This window comes from Spiroplasma endosymbiont of Colias croceus (assembly GCF_964020095.1).
In the GTDB taxonomy this organism is placed as follows: domain Bacteria; phylum Bacillota_I; class Bacilli_A; order Mycoplasmatales; family VBWQ01; genus Spiroplasma_E.
Genome location: NZ_OZ026536.1, coordinates 166,467 through 182,780, shown reverse-complemented (window position 1 = coordinate 182,780; position 16,314 = coordinate 166,467). Strand labels below are relative to the sequence as shown.

Sequence of the window (16,314 nt, the reverse complement as noted above, 5' to 3'; positions counted from 1 at the left end):
TAAAATAAATTTTAAAATTATTAATTGACTTTTAAAAAATTTAATTACGGAATATGTCTATAAAATACAGCGTCTATAAAGTTTTGGTTTATTAAAAATTAAAGTAACATAGTTTAATCCATTTCATTGACCACGAACACTATAATATAATTCTTTATTACCTTTTTCGTAATATTTTGCTTCAATAGTGTTACTAAGTTTTAGTGTTAATTTGACATAATTTGTTTTATCTTTCATTTTTATAATTTCCTTAAATAATTATCAAAAATTAATATTTTTTTATGATTTTTTAAATAATATTGAATATGTTTATAAGCATCTTGTTCATGTTTTGTTAATTTTATATTTCCTTTATAATTTTCTATTTTAGTTTTATTTTTTGGTTCACTTTCTAGATAATCTCAATTTATAACATCTTGTACTAATACCATTAATGCACCAATAATTTTAGGGGTTGCTAATGGATTAGTTAATAATTGTTTTGAACTTAAAAAGAAATTTTCTACAATAACTAATATTTTTTTATCAATAAATTTTTCTTTAATTAATTGAAATTTTTCTTTATAAATATTTTTAGTTCATAAAACAGTTAATGTATTGAATGTTTCATTAAAAACAATATTATTAGTTTCATTTGAATATATAACAATTCCGTTATTACCAATACCAGCAGGGTCAATTCCAATAATTAAGTCATATTGCATTATTAATCAAATTCTTTGGATTTTATTTTATTAATTAATAATTCAATAATATCAACTGAACTTTTTAATTGATTTTGATAAAATGTTTCTTTTTCTTTTTTGTATTGTTCTATATAATGACCTAAAAATATATTTAATGAACAAATTAAATTTTTCTTATATTCATTAATAACTTCTTTTTTAAAATCTTTTTTTAATTTTTCTTTATATTTATTAATAATTTCTTTTTTAAAATCTTCTCTTAATTTTTCTATATTATTTAAATGTTCTTCTGTTATTTCTTTACTACGTTTTTTATTATATTCATTAATAATTTCTTGGTCTTTAACAGCAAATGGTTTTTCTTTATCCATATTTATACCTCCTACTTAACCTAATATTTAAAATACAGTCATAACAAATTGCTTTACTATTTTTATCTCTTAAAAAATATTTTCTTGTTTTTATATCATCAGTATTAAAGAATAAATAATCTAATTTATTTTGTTTACATGTTCAACAAAAATACTTTTTCATTATGAGTTGAAATTTCATTATAAGAAGTAACTATATAATTAATTGGTAAATCATCTTTATTATATGGATTATTTATTTTAAAACCTTTTCTGTTTTCTTCTCACGTAATGTTATATTTAAAACAAGGATTAGTAATTTTAGTTTTGTTATCTGTTATTTCACCCATAAATCAACTATTATGCTGTTCATAAAATGTTAATGGTTCAAGTTTTATATCATTAAGATAATATTCTTTTGGAGCAATTGGTTTATTAACAGTTATTTTTTGGTCTTTAATATATGGTTCTAATAATTTTATTAATTCATTACCACTTAATTCTCTTTTAATATTTTCTAAATTAAAAACTCAATACGTGTAACTGTTGTCAACAATAAAAGAATTATTTTTAATCATTCATTTTGGAAGTGATAATTTATATTCAACATAATCAATAAGAATAGATTGTGGTTTATCTTTAATAATTTGTTCTTTTTTAAATTCTATTTGCATAATAATCCTTTCCTAATATGTTCTGTTGCTTCTAGCATAAAGAACATATAATTTGATTTTTAGATTATTAATAATACTACTATTCGTTTTATTCATTCCATGAAAACTGGGCTCAAAAATAAATTTCAAAAAAAATAAAAAATAAAACCAACACTTGCTCACTTGTCAGTGGCAAGGTTGGTTAAATAAAGAATAGAATTAATATAATAGGTCCCTAACAACAGGTCTATATATACTAGTTTCCAATTCGCTCCCACCCCAAGAATTACCATTACTGGTTAGTATATTTTATTAGGTATCACTCCACTTTTTATTTATCCATGCAAGTCCACATGCTAGCTACTATTTTTAACAACTGTGTTGTAGTTCACTTTTTTAGTTCCCTAACACGTGTTGATAATAGTGCTAAAGACGGTTATTAAAAAATTTTAAAATTTTACAATTACACAAAAAAAGACAAGATTATTTCTTGTCTTTTTCCTTTGAGAATAATTTTTATTTTATCTTATAAAATCTATATTTTTTAAAATACGTCGAATATAAATTTAAATTTAAGGGTAAAAGAGAATTTAATTTGTCTATCATCATTTTTAAATGGTAATTTTGGAAATAAGTTACTAATGTAATAATTAATTATTTCGTAAATTTGACAACCGTCCATTAATTAAAGAAGACTTTTACTGTGGTGTTGAAGAGCCTTGAACTAATAATAAAGGTGTTGCAATATTACCTTATGTTTTAAAAGATAATGAATATTATTATTTACTAGTTAAAGAAAATAATCCGTTATTTAAAAATAAACAAATTAGTGAATATAGCACTATTACTGGGGGAGTAGAAAAAAAAGATCTTAACACCACAGTAATAAATGAAATGAAAGAAGAAGCTAATATTGATGTTAATAATACAAAAGCAAAAATTTATTATTTGGGTAAACATTATTCAAACAAAATAAGTACCAAAGAATGACATTTGTATGGAATTGATTTAACAAATATGAATTTAGATTTAAATAAGCCCTACAAAGGTGGTGGAGATGGTTCTATTGCTGAAAAAACAATTACTGCCAAATTTGTAAATAAAACTATTTTAGGCATGTGCAATGATGTTTTAAGTTTAGCTATTTATGGAAAATTAAATTTAGATAAAAAAATCGAATCAAATTTAAATATTGATAAAATTAATTCAATGGAATTAGGAGATTTTTCAAATCAATCTTTAACAAGTATAAATAACAACTCTTCATTATAAAAATAAGTTATTTATATTATTGATAGATATCAACTAAAAACTCATTTGTTGACTATGAACCAAAACTTAACTGCAATAAGAAACAAAGTTTCTATTATCTATTAGTAGTTATGATACGAAGCATATTTTTAATAAAATAAATTGAAAGGGAAAAAAAGATAATGTTAAAAAAATTATTTATGGAAATTAAACAAAGAAAAACTAAGAAAAAAATAAATAAAATAAAAGAAAATTTAGTTTTTATTGAAAGAATAAATTTACTTATAGAAAAAATTGAAAATTTTAAAATTAAGTTTATTGAAATTACAATATATGCACAAGATATAGACTTAACTTCTTACTATCTCTCACAACATAATCTTGAAAATAACTCTAATAAATATTATTTTAAAACAAAAAATGAAGCAATAATATTTTTGAAAAAATACAAGAAAATCTATGAGCAACGAATAACAAAAACTAAAGAAAAATATGGAAAATCAATACCATTATTAAATGGTTTGCAACTTAATCAAGAACAAGCACTATTAAAAGAAACAAACTTAATAAGCACAATATCATTAAAAAATAACAATAATGTTTTAATAAAAATTAAATTAACTGAACAAATTGAAAATATATATACAAGTCTTTTCATAACAAATAATCAAAAAAGTGATACTACAAGTCTTTTAGAATTTGAAGATCAACAAGCAGACACGTTAACGCTACTTTCTGATATTTACTATGATAGGATACCAACCCAATCACAACAAAATTTAAGTTCTTTTATTATTGATACTAGTACAAACATTAAAGAACAAAGTCCTGAAGAAATAGAAGAAATAAAAGTTGAAAAAAAATATGAGTTTCTTAATTCTGAAAACTCACAAATAGTAAAAAATAAACTAGCACAAAAAGTAGTATATAACATATAAAAACTTTTAAATAAATTAACTAATGTTATTCTTTTTTTAATTTAAAAGAATAACATTTTTAATAACAAATTAAAGATTGACTACTATCATTTAATTCTGAATTATTATCTCAATTATCCAACATATCATTAATTGCTCTAATTGAAATAGGATCAAATCTAATTAATTGATTATTAAAATCAATAATTAAATTATCTACCATTCTTTCCAATTCTCAATGAAACATTAATGGTTTTTCTTTATTTTGTAATTCTTCTTTTTTATTGTTCAATTTTGTTAATATTTCCATTAAGCTAACTGTACTATTTTCATTTCAGTTATTATTTATATTTATAAAATCATTTCTTAAATTTTCAATTTCACTAATAGTTTTATTTATATACCTTGCTTCTGCTCTCTTTTCATATCATTCAGGAAATAATTTTTTGTGTACAAATCGGCCCATAATAAATAATACTAATAATGAACTAGTAGCAGCACCAATTAGCATTCGAATTGGTAATGAAAATTTATTTTCATTACTACCAAGTGCTTTAACAATTTTTTCATTACATAAATATGTTATACCAATTCCTGGTATTGTACTAAGCAAAAACCCACTACCAATAATACCCACTTTTTCTCATATATTTAATCCTTGATAATTATATATTAATTGTTGTCTACTATCTTCTGATATTCTTTCTTGTCTTATCATAATTTACTCCTATTTTTCTAATTTGACTTAATAAAATTAATTATTAATATCTTAACATAAAAACTAACATTAATATTTTATTAAACAATTAATTAATATATTTAATATTCTAAAATAAGAATAATAAAAACTAATTAATGGAAATAAGTTTATTAAATAATAAAATAATTAAAACTTCTTTTCATTATTAATATACTCTCATATATTATCCTTTCAAAGTTGCTAACATTACAGCTTTAATAGTATGTAAACAATTTTCTGATTGTTGAAATACCTTTGATGCAGAAGATCGAAATACTTCATCAGTAACTTCTAATTCACCTGTTCCACCATATTGTTTAACAATATCTTGAGTAATTTGTGTATTACCATCATGAAAACTTGGTAAAGAATGTAAAAATATAACATCTGATTTTGCAATTTTCATTTTTTCATCATTAACTTGATATGGCATTAATTCTTTAATTCGTTGTTTTAATAAAATTTTATCTTCACATACAGATGTTCAAACATCAGTAGCAACTACATCAGCATCTTTACTTGCTGTTTTATAATCTTCTGTTAAAATAATAGAACCACCCGTTTCTTGAGCAATTTCTTGACATTGTTTTAATAGTTGAGGATATGGTCATAAATTTTTATTAGTACAGATTACTAAATTCATTCCTAATTTTGCACTAATAATCACATAACTATTAGCCATATTAAAACGAGCATCTCCAAAATAAACAAATTTAATACCTTTAACATCTTTATTTTTTTTACACTCTTGAATTGTCATAATATCAGCTAGTATTTGTGTTGGATGATATAAGTCAGTTAAGCCATTTCATATCGGAACACCGGCATTTTCAGCTAATTCTTCAACATCAGTTTGTTTATATCCACGAAATTGAATACCATTATAAATTCTACCAAGAAATTTAGCGGTATCAATAATTGATTCTTTAACTCCTAATTTACTACTAGTTGGATCAAAATATGTTGAATGCATTCCTAAATCACAAGCAGCAACTTCAAACGCGCTTCTTGTTCTTAATGAATCTTTTCGATATAATAAAGCAACACTATAGCCTTTTAATGGCTGTTTTTCTATTCCTTTTTGTTTTGCAATTTTTAAATTAGCAGCTAATTCTAATAAGTAATAGATTTCTTCTGAAGTAAAATCTAATAAACAAATAAAATTTCTGCCTTTTAAATTAATAGTCATGATATGTTGTCTTCCTTTCAGTTCCTAATATCTTTATTTAATTTAACATTAATATACAATATGGGCAACACTCTGGCCACATGACAATTCAGAATTAGTAATTTCATAAACATGGATATTTATTATTATATTTAATTTTTAACTCAAATTTATTAACAGCAAGTAATTATTTTGTTAATAAATTATTGAACTGAAAGTTGTTTTAAATATTTTTCTAGTGAAATAATATATTCTTTTTTAGAATTCCATTCTTTCAAAATTTGATTGATTAAGTAAGAACATATTTTTTTATCTTGGATAATACTCATTACAAGAAACTTTTTAATATAAAATACTCCAATACCATTTCTGATAAAAATTTTAGCAAGTAATAAAACTATTTTTAATTTATTAATTCTGAATATATATTAATAGCAGACTTACTTTGCATTCAGTATTCTCCTTAACTTAAAATATTCTTTTTTTTCTCTCATAGTTAACATTTAAAACCTTTTTTTATATTTTTGCAATAAATATAAAAAAAATTACTAATGAATATGTATATATTAAATTAATAAGTGTATTTTATTATATATTTAAAATTTAAAACTATCAAAATAAAATTTTAAATATACAATAATAAATGAAAATGAAAAATATTAGTTTAGTAATTAAATGTAAAATTAAAAAAACAAAACTTTAAAACTTACTAAAATAGAATATTTTATAAAAGTTTTGAAAATAATGTTTTATCAATAAAACTTAATATAATTTTAAATTTAAAATTTGTACCTAAATTATAGGTACAAATTTTTATTATTTCTCATTTTGCTGTGTGTACATCACAATACGTAAAATAAGTTGTAATATTTCATAAATCATACGAATCAAGTAATAAATAAACTTAATTTGGAAAATTCAACTAATAGCACGTATTTCTTTTTCATTTAAAATACCAACAAGATTTTGACAAATTTCTTTTCTTGATTTAGCATAAAAAATCATTTGCATTGAAGAAAAAAGAATTAATAAAATACTACCTAAAATTGATAAAACAATTGAAAGTATATTGGCGCTCGCTGCTGATAAAGTAATTCAAGAATTAGCAGGTGAAAGAGCAAATAGAATAGCAAGTGCAAAAGGAATTAAAACAAAAAATAATTTTATTTTACGAGAAAAATCTCATCAAAAAGTATTAAAACGACTACTATTTGAACTACTTACTGCCCAAGTACTTTCCATTGCCATTGCTAAAGTATAAATAGAACGACGGTGATAAGTTCATGGTAATAGTCTTAAAGTAAAATTACCATTATTAAATAAATATGGCCTTAAATAAAAAAACCTAGGTTCAACAGTAATACTATTAATATTACCAAATCCCTTAAATTTTATTCTTTTTGCATTAATACCGTATGTTTTTAAATATTTTTGAGATAACTCGCCACCAGTTAAATTAGCACTATTTTCACGATGGAATCAAGAATACTTAATTCAAGTGAAAAATCAAATCATAGTAACAACAAACAAAATTACACCAACAATAGCTACTAAGCTTGCTAAAACAATTAAACTAGTTGATCAAGTCTTTGGATCATTTGGATTAACTGAGGATAATAATAAATTAGTCATAATCTTCTCCTTTCTAACTATTTGAATAGAGTCTACAATATTATAACATAGTATTATTCCACTACGAAAAGAAAGTTATAAACTTCTTGATCACCATCAACAATTTCATATTCAATATCATAATCTTCATCTAAAATTTTTTTCATAAAATTAATTTGATCTTTTGAATAACCTTTACCTTTAAAAATAGTAATTATTTCTGCACCATCTCAAATTAATTTAGTAAACAATACTTTAATTACATTAAATAAATTTTCGTTTGAAGCAATAATTTTTTCTTTACCATCTTTATTACGAAAACTAACAGCAGAAAAAAAGTGTTTTTTTCCAATTTTAATACCATCTATTTGAACATCACGATCAGCAACTGTTACATAACCAAAAGCAGCATATTTAATTTCACTTCACATATTTTTATTATTTTCTTTTGCACTTAATTCAGGATTGAAATTTAAAGCGGCACGCATACCTTGAGCAATATTTTTAGCAGGTAATACAAAAACTTTTGATTTTTTTTCTAATTTTCTTGCTTGTTCTGCTGCTAAAAATAAATTACTATCATTTGGCAAAATAAAGACATTTTTTGCATCGACAATTTCAATTGCCTTTAAAAAGTCATCTGTTGATGGATTAATTCTTTTTGAATACATAATAATATTGTTAACCTTTAATTCATCTCTAAAAAAGGTTTCAATTCCTCTACCAGGAACAGCAGCAATTAAAGCAAATTTATTATTTAATTTACGAATTGGTTTAATAGTTTGTGTATGTGCTTTTGCCTGTTCGGTCATATTTTCAATTTTTACTTTTAAAATTTCACCAAATTTCTGAAAATAATTTAAAATTTGACCTGGTTTTAAAGTATGAACATGAACTTTGATTAAATCTTCATCATCTACTAAAACTATTGATTGACCATCTATTGTTTCTAAATCAGTTCGTGTTTTGCTTAAATTAAAATCTAACTTACTAACTTTATTTAGTTTTACAATAACTTCTGAACAATAACCAAAGTTTTCTTGATTTAAAACCATTTCTAATTTTGCTGTATCTTGTTGTTCTAATTTTTTCTTTGGTGAAATAGCTTTACCGTGCTTTAAACCATACACCATACCTTCAACAATATAAACTAAACCAGCACCACCCGAATCAACAACTCCTACTTTTTTTAAAATTGGCAATAAATCAGGTGTTCTTTTTAATGATTCATTCATTCCTTCTAGTAATTTTTCAAAAATATAAAGCGAATCTTTGCCTGTTATTTCTAATTCATTAATATAATTAGCACCATCTTTAATAATAGTAAGAATAGTACCTTCTACTGGTTTCATAACTGCACGATATGCATAATCTTGCGCACTTTTTCAAGATTTTAATAAATCCTCATTACTAATGAAATCATTTTTTAAATCTTTTGTTTTTATAGTTTGAAAAAAACCACGAAAAATTTGAGATAAAATAACTCCAGAATTACCACGCGCACCCATCATTAAACCACGAGAAAAAGTAGTAGCAAATGTTTTTAAACTATCATATTCTTTGCCATTTAATTCTTTTATACCATTCATCATTGTTAAATTCATATTTGTTCCAGTATCACCATCAGGTACTGGGAAAACATTTAATTTATCAACTTCAAAATGATGATTATAAAGATTATTAGCACCGCTAATAAGCATAACTTTTAAGGTTTTAATATCAATTTTTTTCATTTAATTTCACCTTATATTTTCTTTTATTCTTCAATTAAATCATGAACAAAAATGTTAAGTACTATATAGTCTTGATGTTTAATAATCTTTTCAACAATATATTTTAAATTTTTCTGAGTTTGATTCATAATATTTCAAATATTATTATTAAAAAAACAAACTATATTAATATCAATAATTCAACCTAAATCAGACTTGTTAACTTTAATTCCATAATTATTATCTTTTTCATAAATATTGGCAACACCTGGTACAGATAAAATACTTTCTGATAATGCTTTTTTAATAATGTTCATAATATCTTTATCTTTCTCCACATAATCACCCCTATTATATTAATAATAAATTAAATTTATATAAAATAAAATCTCTTATAATTTTTATAGTCTTTTACATTATACCTAATATAATATATCAAGACAATAATAATCTTAAAGATAAAGATATTATATATTGATAATGGTTTTTTTATATAAAAACATAATTAAGAAAAACTAAACTACCTAATTATTAAATATAAAATACTATGGACATATTCCGTAATTAAATTTAATTAATTGTCAATAAAATTGTTTTAAAACTATTTAGTGTTATTGAATATAGAAATAAATATTTTTTGAAAAAATAGTTTAAAAAATGAGTTTACATTTTAAACAAAAAATTGTTAATAATATTTTTATATTAACTCGATAAAAATTTAAATTTTAAAAAAATATTTTTAATATTTTTTTTATTTTAATGGTTTTATTTTATTAAAAATTTCACAAAGTAAGTTAAATCTTAAGTACATAAGTCTAAATTTAGATTTTCTACATTTATTTACTAAAATTTTGAATCTTTTCAATCAAGCAAAGACATGTTCAACTTTAATTCTAATTTTAGATACAATCTTATTGTATTTTCTTTCTTGTTTAGTTAATTTTTTATTTTTAGTTCTTTTAATTGGTATTATTGTATTTTTATAAATATTTTGTATACCTTGATATCCTAAATCACCAATAATTATTGTTTTTTCTGAAAATTCAAGATTTGAATTTTTTAATATTTGAAAATCATGCACTTTACCATTATCAGCAAAAATATCAACAATTTTTTTATTAAAAAAATCATATACAATTTGAAATTTTATAGAATACATTCAACTTTTACCAGAAAAATATTCTAACTGTAGTTTTTTTTAGTTGGTCTTTCAATTTCAATCTCAGTTGAATCAATTAAATAAAATTGAAATTCATTTGAATTTTCTTGTTTTTTATCAATTTTTAATTTATATCTTTCTTTTAAAAATTGGTAATCTTTGTGGTTACTAAGTTTATTTTCTACTCAAGTAATATTTCGAAAACAACTTGATGGGCTCATTTTAGATTTAATACTCATTTGAAAAAAAGTATAATATTCTTTTCAGTATAATAAAGTCATCATTAATCTTTCTTCTACTGAAAGTTTATTTTTTCGACCTTTATTTTTTTCTAATTTTTCTATTTCAATTAATTTTTCTAACATTTCATTAAAATGAAAACGTTTTATACCAAAATATCTATAAAATTCTTCATTTTTTAATTTTTTTAAATTTTCAAAAATCATTTTTATCAACACTTTTCTAAATTTATTGTTAATAACAAAATTATAAAATAAATTTTAAAATTATTAATTGACTTTTAAAAAATTTAATTACGGAATATGTCTTATCTATAATTTTAAAAATTAATATTAATATTACTTTTAGTAAAGTAATACAATAATAATTAAATAATTACTTATTCTTAACTGTCTTATTTTTATACTTAAACATTAGACTTCTTGCAAAACCTATCTATTAAAAATTTAATTTTTAAAATAAAATTAAAAATAAAAAAGATAGGTAATCTATGATGTTTGATAAATTAAAAACTATTAATAATCCAGAATTATTAAGATTAACTGGTATAAATGATATTATTTTTAATAAAATTCTAGAAATTTTAAAGACAGAAGAAGTAAAAAAGTTTAAAAATGGTGGTACACCTAATAAATTATCATTAGAAAATCGTTTATTAATGACTTTAGAATATTGAAGAGAGTATCGAACTTATTTTCATATTGCTAAAAGTTATGGAATTAGTGAAAGTAGTTGCTATAGGAATATCAAGTGAATAGAAAATACTTTAATAAAACATCCTGATTTTCAACAACTTGATGGGCAAAAATCACTGTTAAATAATAATTTTAAAGATAAAACAGTTATCATTGATGTGACTGAAAGTACTATTCAACGCCCAAAAAAAGTCAAAAACAATATTATTCAGGAAAAAAGAAAAAACATACAATAAAAACTCAAGTCATAATTGAAAAAGATAGTAAAAAAATTATAAGTTCTTATTTTTCTTATGGTAAAAATCATGATTTTAAAATTTAGACATATTCCGTAATTAAATTTTTTAAAAGTCAATTAATAATTTTAAAATTTATTTTATAATTTTGTTATTAACAATAAATTTAGAAAAGTGTTGATAAAAATGATTTTTGAAAATTTAAAAAAATTAAAAAATGAAGAATTTTATAGATATTTTGGTATAAAACGTTTTCATTTTAATGAAATGTTAGAAAAATTAATTGAAATAGAAAAATTAGAAAAAAATAAAGGTCGAAAAAATAAACTTTCAGTAGAAGAAAGATTAATGATGACTTTATTATACTGAAAAGAATATTATACTTTTTTTCAAATGAGTATTAAATCTAAAATGAGCCCATCAAGTTGTTTTCGAAATATTACTTGAGTAGAAAATAAACTTAGTAACCACAAAGATTACCAATTTTTAAAAGAAAGATATAAATTAAAAATTGATAAAAAACAAGAAAATTCAAATGAATTTCAATTTTATTTAATTGATTCAACTGAGATTGAAATTGAAAGACCAACTAAAAAAAACTACAGTTAGAATATTTTTCTGGTAAAAGTTGAATGTATTCTATAAAATTTCAAATTGTATATGATTTTTTTAATAAAAAAATTGTTGATATTTTTGCTGATAATGGTAAAGTGCATGATTTTCAAATATTAAAAAATTCAAATCTTGAATTTTCAGAAAAAACAATAATTATTGGTGATTTAGGATATCAAGGTATACAAAATATTTATAAAAATACAATAATACCAATTAAAAGAACTAAAAATAAAAAATTAACTAAACAAGAAAGAAAATACAATAAGATTGTATCTAAAATTAGAATTAAAGTTGAACATGTCTTTGCTTGATTGAAAAGATTCAAAATTTTAGTAAATAAATGTAGAAAATCTAAATTTAGACTTATGTACTTAAGATTTAACTTACTTTGTGAAATTTTTAATAAAATAAAACCATTAAAATAAAAAAAATATTAAAAATATTTTTTTAAAATTTAAATTTTTATCGAGTTAATATAAAAATATTATTAACAATTTTTTGTTTAAAATGTAAACTCATTTTTTAAACTATTTTTTCAAAAAATATTTATTTCTATATTCAATAACACTAAATAGTTTTAAAACAATTTTATTGACAATTAATTAAATTTAATTACGGAATATGTCCAATTAATTAAAGAAATAAAAAAAAGTCTTGAATATGCCATTTTAATAATAAACAAAATGGATACAAATATTTATAAACGAAATTTAAAAATAACACCACAAGAAAATTTACAAAAAAATGAACAATATATATTCAAAAATGAAATACAGCAATTGCTCATTTTATAATAAAAGGTAATGTTTAGTAATCTGTGTAACTTACAAAAATAACTATGTTTAATTAATTCTAGTAAATATAATTAAATGACTAGAAAGAGTGAGTTACAGATGGCTAAAAAGCAAAATATTAATAACAATGATCCAATATCACAAGCAGTAGATTTATTATTAGAAAATACTGAAGATTTAACAACAGTTTTTAAAGAGGGAGGATTATATAAAGAATTAACAAAAAGATTAGTAGAAAAAATGTTGAATTCTGAGATGCAAAATTATTTAGGATATGATAAGAATCAACATAGTAATAGTGACAATGCTCGTAATGGTATAAGTTCAAAAAAATTAATAACCCAACAAGGTAAAATTGAAATTGATGTACCAAGAGATCGTAATAGTAATTTTAATCCTGTAATAGTTGCAAAAAGACAAAGAGAGGCTTTTATGTAATCTGTGTATCTTTGTTTTACAAAGTACTAGTTTAGATTAATTCTATCTTCAAATTTTATCATAAAATGAGCAATTGCTGTATTTCAATTTTGAATGGGCATTGTTCATTTTTTTCTTATATTTTCAATTGCTAAATAAAATATTTTAAAAACTGCCATATCATTAGGAAAAACTTTTTTATTTCTGATAACTTTTCGTAATTGACTATTTACAGATTCAATAGCATTTGTTGTATAAATAACTCTTTTGATTTCTGTAGGATAACTAATAAAAACCATTAAATTATCTCAATTTTTATATCAAGATTTAGCAATTTGAGGATATTGTTTAGTTCATTTATTTTCAAAGGATTCTAAAGCCTGCATTGCTTGTTCTTCACTACATGCAGTATAAATTGGTTTTAAATCTGCAACTAGAGATTTTCTATGCTTATATGAGACATATTTCAAACTATTTCTAATTTGATGAACTATGCATAATTGATGTTCTGTTTTAAGATAAACTGATTGTATTGCTTCTGACATGCCTGTTAAATTATCACTACAAGCAATCAGAATATCATTTAAGCCACGATTTTTCATTTCTGTGAAATTGGCTAATCAAAATTTAGAACCTTCATTTTCACTAATTCATAAACCTAAAACATCTTTTTTACCTTCTAAATCAACTCCTAAAGCTATATAAACTGATTTATTAATAATCCGTTTATCTTGTCGTACTTTCACTACTATGCAATCAAAATAAACAATCGGATAAACACTATCTAATGGTCGATTTTGCCATGCTTTTACATCATCAATAACATCATCAGTAATTTGACTAATAACACTTTCACTAATATCAGCACCATGATATAACTCTTGTAATTGCATTCTAATATCTGATAATGTCATACCTTTTGCATATAAAGAAAGAACTTGTTGATCAAAACCATCAAATCTTCTTTGTCTTTTTGCAACTATTATAGGATTAAAATTACTATTGCGATCTCGTGGTACATCAATCTCAATTTTACCTTGTTGAGTTATTATTTTTTTTGAACTTATACCATTACGAGCATTGTCACTATTACTATGTTGATTCTTTTCATATCCCAAATAATTTTGCATCTCAGAATTCAACATTTTTTCTACTAATCTTTTTGTTAATTCTTTATACAATCCTCCCTCTTTAAAAACTGTTGTTAAATCTTCAGTATTTTCTAATAATAAATCTACTGCTTTTGATATTTGATCATTATTATTAATATTTTGCTTTTTAGCCATCTGTAACTCACTCTTTCTAGTCATTTAATTATATTTACTAGAATTAATTAAACATAGTTATTTTTCTAAGTTACACAGATTACTAAACATTACCGACAAAGAAGATTTGATGGTTTTGATCAACAAGTTCTTTCTTTATATGCAAAAGGTATGACATTATCAGATATTAGAATGCAATTACAAGAGTTATATCATGGTGCTGATATTAGTGAAAGTGTTATTAGTCAAATTACTGATGATGTTATTGATGATGTAAAAGCATGGCAAAATCGACCATTAGATAGTGTTTATCCGATTGTTTATTTTGATTGTATAGTAGTTAAAGTACGACAAGATAAACGGATTATTAATAAATCAGTTTATATAGCTTTAGGAGTTGATTTAGAAGGTAAAAAAGATGTTTTAGGTTTATGAATTAGTGAAAATGAAGGTTCTAAATTTTGATTAGCCAATTTCACAGAAATGAAAAATCGTGGCTTAAATGATATTCTGATTGCTTGTAGTGATAATTTAACAGGCATGTCAGAAGCAATACAATCAGTTTATCTTAAAACAGAACATCAATTATGCATCGTTCATCAAATTAGAAATAGTTTGAAATATGTCTCATATAAGCATAGAAAATCTCTAGTTGCAGATTTAAAACCAATTTATACTGCATGTAGTCAAGAACAAGCAATGCAAGCTTTAGAATCATTTGAAAATAAATGAACTAAACAATATCCACAAATTGCTAAATCTTGATATAAAAATTGAGATAATTTAATGGTTTTTATTAGTTATCCTGCAGAAATCAAAAGGGTAATTTATACCACAAATGCTATTGAATCTGTTAATAGTCAATTACGAAAAGTTATCAGAAATAAAAAAGTTTTTCCTAACGATATGTCAGTTTTTAAAATATTTTATTTAGCAATTGACAATATAAGAAAAAAATGAACAATGCCCATTCAAAATTGAAATACAGCAATTGCTCATTTTATGATAAAATTTGAAGATAGAATTAATCTGAATTAGTAACTTTGTAAAACAAAGAAACACAGATTATTAAAAAGCCTCAAAAAAGTTTTTCCTAACGATATGTCAGTTTTTAAAATATTTTATTTAGCAATTGACAATATAACAAAAAAATGAACAATGCCCATTCAAAATTGAAATACAGCAATTGCTCATTTTATGATAAAATTTGAAGACAGAATTAATCTAAACTAGTACTTTGTAAAACAAAGATACACAGATTACATAAAAGCCTCAAAAAAACTAATGCTAATAATTGTATACTTTCATAAACGTTTTCTTTAATCTTTATTTTCTGTTACGTCAATAATAACTTCACTATTATCATCAAGAATTTCTTTAGTTATAAATTGACCAACGCTTTCAGCACCAGTTTTATCAGCAACCGTTTTTAAACGACTTAATTGTTTTTCCAACGGAACTAATGTTTTATTAATGCCAACATAAAGATCGTGATTTTCTAGTAAACACTGTAAAAAATTATTATTTAATAACTGAATATGAACGGAAATATTATATGTATGATTACTATTTCTTTCAATACCAACTTTAGCAATCATATCTTTTTTAATATATTTAGAATACTTTTCTTGTAAATAATTAAAATTTTTATCAATAGCATTTTTAATTTCATAAGTAATATTAATATTTTTTCCATGGACAATAACTTGCATGATTAATTGCTCCTATCTTTTAATTATTAAATACATTTTCCCATAAACAAATAAATTTTAAAAGATAATAGTGTAATTAAATTTAAATTATTAA

The 16,314-nt window shown here is 22.1% G+C and carries 19 protein-coding genes and 3 pseudogenes; 9 read left to right on the top strand and 13 right to left on the bottom strand.

The window, feature by feature from the left end:
• Positions 1 to 57: 57 nt before the first annotated feature.
• From AACL24_RS01105 to AACL24_RS01090, 4 genes are all read right to left on the bottom strand, one after another.
• Positions 58 to 237, bottom strand: coding sequence for a hypothetical protein (locus AACL24_RS01105; protein ID WP_339048123.1), 180 nt, complete (start codon positions 235 to 237; stop codon positions 58 to 60).
• A gap of 2 nt (positions 238 to 239) precedes the next feature.
• Positions 240 to 704: a hypothetical protein gene (locus AACL24_RS01100; protein ID WP_338987873.1), complete on the bottom strand. Its 465-nt coding sequence runs from the start codon at positions 702 to 704 to the stop codon at positions 240 to 242.
• Positions 705 to 706: 2 nt separating this feature from the next.
• Positions 707 to 1,057 (bottom strand): hypothetical protein, encoded by a 351-nt coding sequence (locus AACL24_RS01095; RefSeq protein WP_339048120.1) that lies wholly within the window; start codon positions 1,055 to 1,057, stop codon positions 707 to 709.
• Positions 1,058 to 1,191: 134 nt separating this feature from the next.
• Positions 1,192 to 1,710 (bottom strand): hypothetical protein, encoded by a 519-nt coding sequence (locus AACL24_RS01090; RefSeq protein WP_339048118.1) that lies wholly within the window; start codon positions 1,708 to 1,710, stop codon positions 1,192 to 1,194.
• Between the two features lie 873 nt (positions 1,711 to 2,583).
• On the opposite strand from AACL24_RS01090, the gene AACL24_RS01085 reads away from it, so the two are divergent.
• Both AACL24_RS01085 and AACL24_RS01080 read left to right on the top strand, forming a co-directional pair.
• Positions 2,584 to 2,961 (top strand): hypothetical protein, encoded by a 378-nt coding sequence (locus tag AACL24_RS01085; protein ID WP_338957798.1) that lies wholly within the window; start codon positions 2,584 to 2,586, stop codon positions 2,959 to 2,961.
• Positions 2,962 to 3,122: 161 nt separating this feature from the next.
• Complete coding sequence (locus AACL24_RS01080; protein ID WP_339048116.1) at positions 3,123 to 3,878, top strand: hypothetical protein; 756 nt, start codon at positions 3,123 to 3,125, stop codon at positions 3,876 to 3,878.
• Between the two features lie 58 nt (positions 3,879 to 3,936).
• Here AACL24_RS01080 and AACL24_RS01075 read toward each other — a convergent pair whose 3' ends face one another.
• The 7 genes from AACL24_RS01075 to AACL24_RS01045 all read right to left on the bottom strand — a co-directional run bounded on the left by AACL24_RS01075 (position 3,937) and on the right by AACL24_RS01045 (position 10,692).
• Positions 3,937 to 4,575 carry a hypothetical protein gene (locus AACL24_RS01075; protein WP_339048114.1) on the bottom strand — a complete coding sequence of 213 codons (639 nt, stop codon included), beginning with the start codon at positions 4,573 to 4,575 and terminating at the stop codon, positions 3,937 to 3,939.
• A 205-nt stretch (positions 4,576 to 4,780) separates the two neighbouring features.
• The gene (gene argF, locus AACL24_RS01070; protein ID WP_339048112.1) at positions 4,781 to 5,785 is read right to left on the bottom strand and encodes an ornithine carbamoyltransferase; all 1,005 of its coding nucleotides are present in this window, start codon (positions 5,783 to 5,785) and stop codon (positions 4,781 to 4,783) included.
• A gap of 795 nt (positions 5,786 to 6,580) precedes the next feature.
• Positions 6,581 to 7,396: a hypothetical protein gene (locus AACL24_RS01065; RefSeq protein ID WP_339048110.1), complete on the bottom strand. Its 816-nt coding sequence runs from the start codon at positions 7,394 to 7,396 to the stop codon at positions 6,581 to 6,583.
• 53 nt (positions 7,397 to 7,449) lie between these two features.
• On the bottom strand, positions 7,450 to 9,108 hold the full coding sequence (locus AACL24_RS01060) for a DAK2 domain-containing protein (protein ID WP_339048108.1): 1,659 nt from the start codon (positions 9,106 to 9,108) through the stop codon (positions 7,450 to 7,452).
• A 23-nt stretch (positions 9,109 to 9,131) separates the two neighbouring features.
• Entirely contained in the window at positions 9,132 to 9,425 is a 294-nt protein-coding gene (locus AACL24_RS01055; RefSeq protein ID WP_174481144.1) for a hypothetical protein, read from the bottom strand.
• Between the two features lie 413 nt (positions 9,426 to 9,838).
• The gene (locus tag AACL24_RS01050; RefSeq protein ID WP_339045908.1) at positions 9,839 to 10,246 is read right to left on the bottom strand and encodes a transposase family protein; all 408 of its coding nucleotides are present in this window, start codon (positions 10,244 to 10,246) and stop codon (positions 9,839 to 9,841) included.
• 23 nt (positions 10,247 to 10,269) lie between these two features.
• Positions 10,270 to 10,692 carry a transposase family protein gene (locus tag AACL24_RS01045; protein WP_339045912.1) on the bottom strand — a complete coding sequence of 141 codons (423 nt, stop codon included), beginning with the start codon at positions 10,690 to 10,692 and terminating at the stop codon, positions 10,270 to 10,272.
• A gap of 284 nt (positions 10,693 to 10,976) precedes the next feature.
• Here AACL24_RS01045 and AACL24_RS01040 point away from each other — a divergent pair, with 284 nt between their 5' ends.
• The 5 genes and pseudogenes from AACL24_RS01040 to AACL24_RS01025 all read left to right on the top strand — a co-directional run.
• Positions 10,977 to 11,417 (top strand): transposase family protein, encoded by a 441-nt coding sequence (locus AACL24_RS01040; protein WP_339047357.1) that lies wholly within the window; start codon positions 10,977 to 10,979, stop codon positions 11,415 to 11,417.
• Positions 11,414 to 11,503, top strand: coding sequence for a hypothetical protein (locus tag AACL24_RS15455; RefSeq protein ID WP_422398073.1), 90 nt, complete (start codon positions 11,414 to 11,416; stop codon positions 11,501 to 11,503). The genes AACL24_RS01040 and AACL24_RS15455 overlap by 4 nt, the downstream gene beginning before the upstream one ends.
• A 100-nt stretch (positions 11,504 to 11,603) precedes the next feature.
• Entirely contained in the window at positions 11,604 to 12,026 is a 423-nt protein-coding gene (locus AACL24_RS01035) for a transposase family protein (RefSeq protein WP_339045912.1), read from the top strand.
• Positions 12,027 to 12,049: 23 nt separating this feature from the next.
• On the top strand, positions 12,050 to 12,457 hold the full coding sequence (locus AACL24_RS01030) for a transposase family protein (protein WP_339045908.1): 408 nt from the start codon (positions 12,050 to 12,052) through the stop codon (positions 12,455 to 12,457).
• Between the two features lie 468 nt (positions 12,458 to 12,925).
• Positions 12,926 to 13,249 (top strand): annotated as a pseudogene (locus tag AACL24_RS01025) (transposase); the annotation flags it as partial.
• A gap of 41 nt (positions 13,250 to 13,290) precedes the next feature.
• Here the strand turns inward: AACL24_RS01025 and AACL24_RS01020 are convergent.
• Positions 13,291 to 14,529, bottom strand: coding sequence for an IS256 family transposase (locus tag AACL24_RS01020; protein WP_339049355.1), 1,239 nt, complete (start codon positions 14,527 to 14,529; stop codon positions 13,291 to 13,293).
• A gap of 78 nt (positions 14,530 to 14,607) precedes the next feature.
• Here AACL24_RS01020 and AACL24_RS01015 point away from each other — a divergent pair.
• Positions 14,608 to 15,546, top strand: a pseudogene (locus AACL24_RS01015) (IS256 family transposase); the annotation flags it as partial.
• Between the two features lie 42 nt (positions 15,547 to 15,588).
• Positions 15,589 to 15,741: pseudogene (locus AACL24_RS01010) on the top strand (IS256 family transposase); the annotation flags it as partial.
• Positions 15,742 to 15,827: 86 nt separating this feature from the next.
• Here AACL24_RS01010 and hpf read toward each other — a convergent pair.
• Positions 15,828 to 16,220 carry a ribosome hibernation-promoting factor, HPF/YfiA family gene (gene hpf / locus AACL24_RS01005; RefSeq protein ID WP_339048103.1) on the bottom strand — a complete coding sequence of 131 codons (393 nt, stop codon included), beginning with the start codon at positions 16,218 to 16,220 and terminating at the stop codon, positions 15,828 to 15,830.
• Between the last annotated feature and the right edge of the window lie 94 nt (positions 16,221 to 16,314).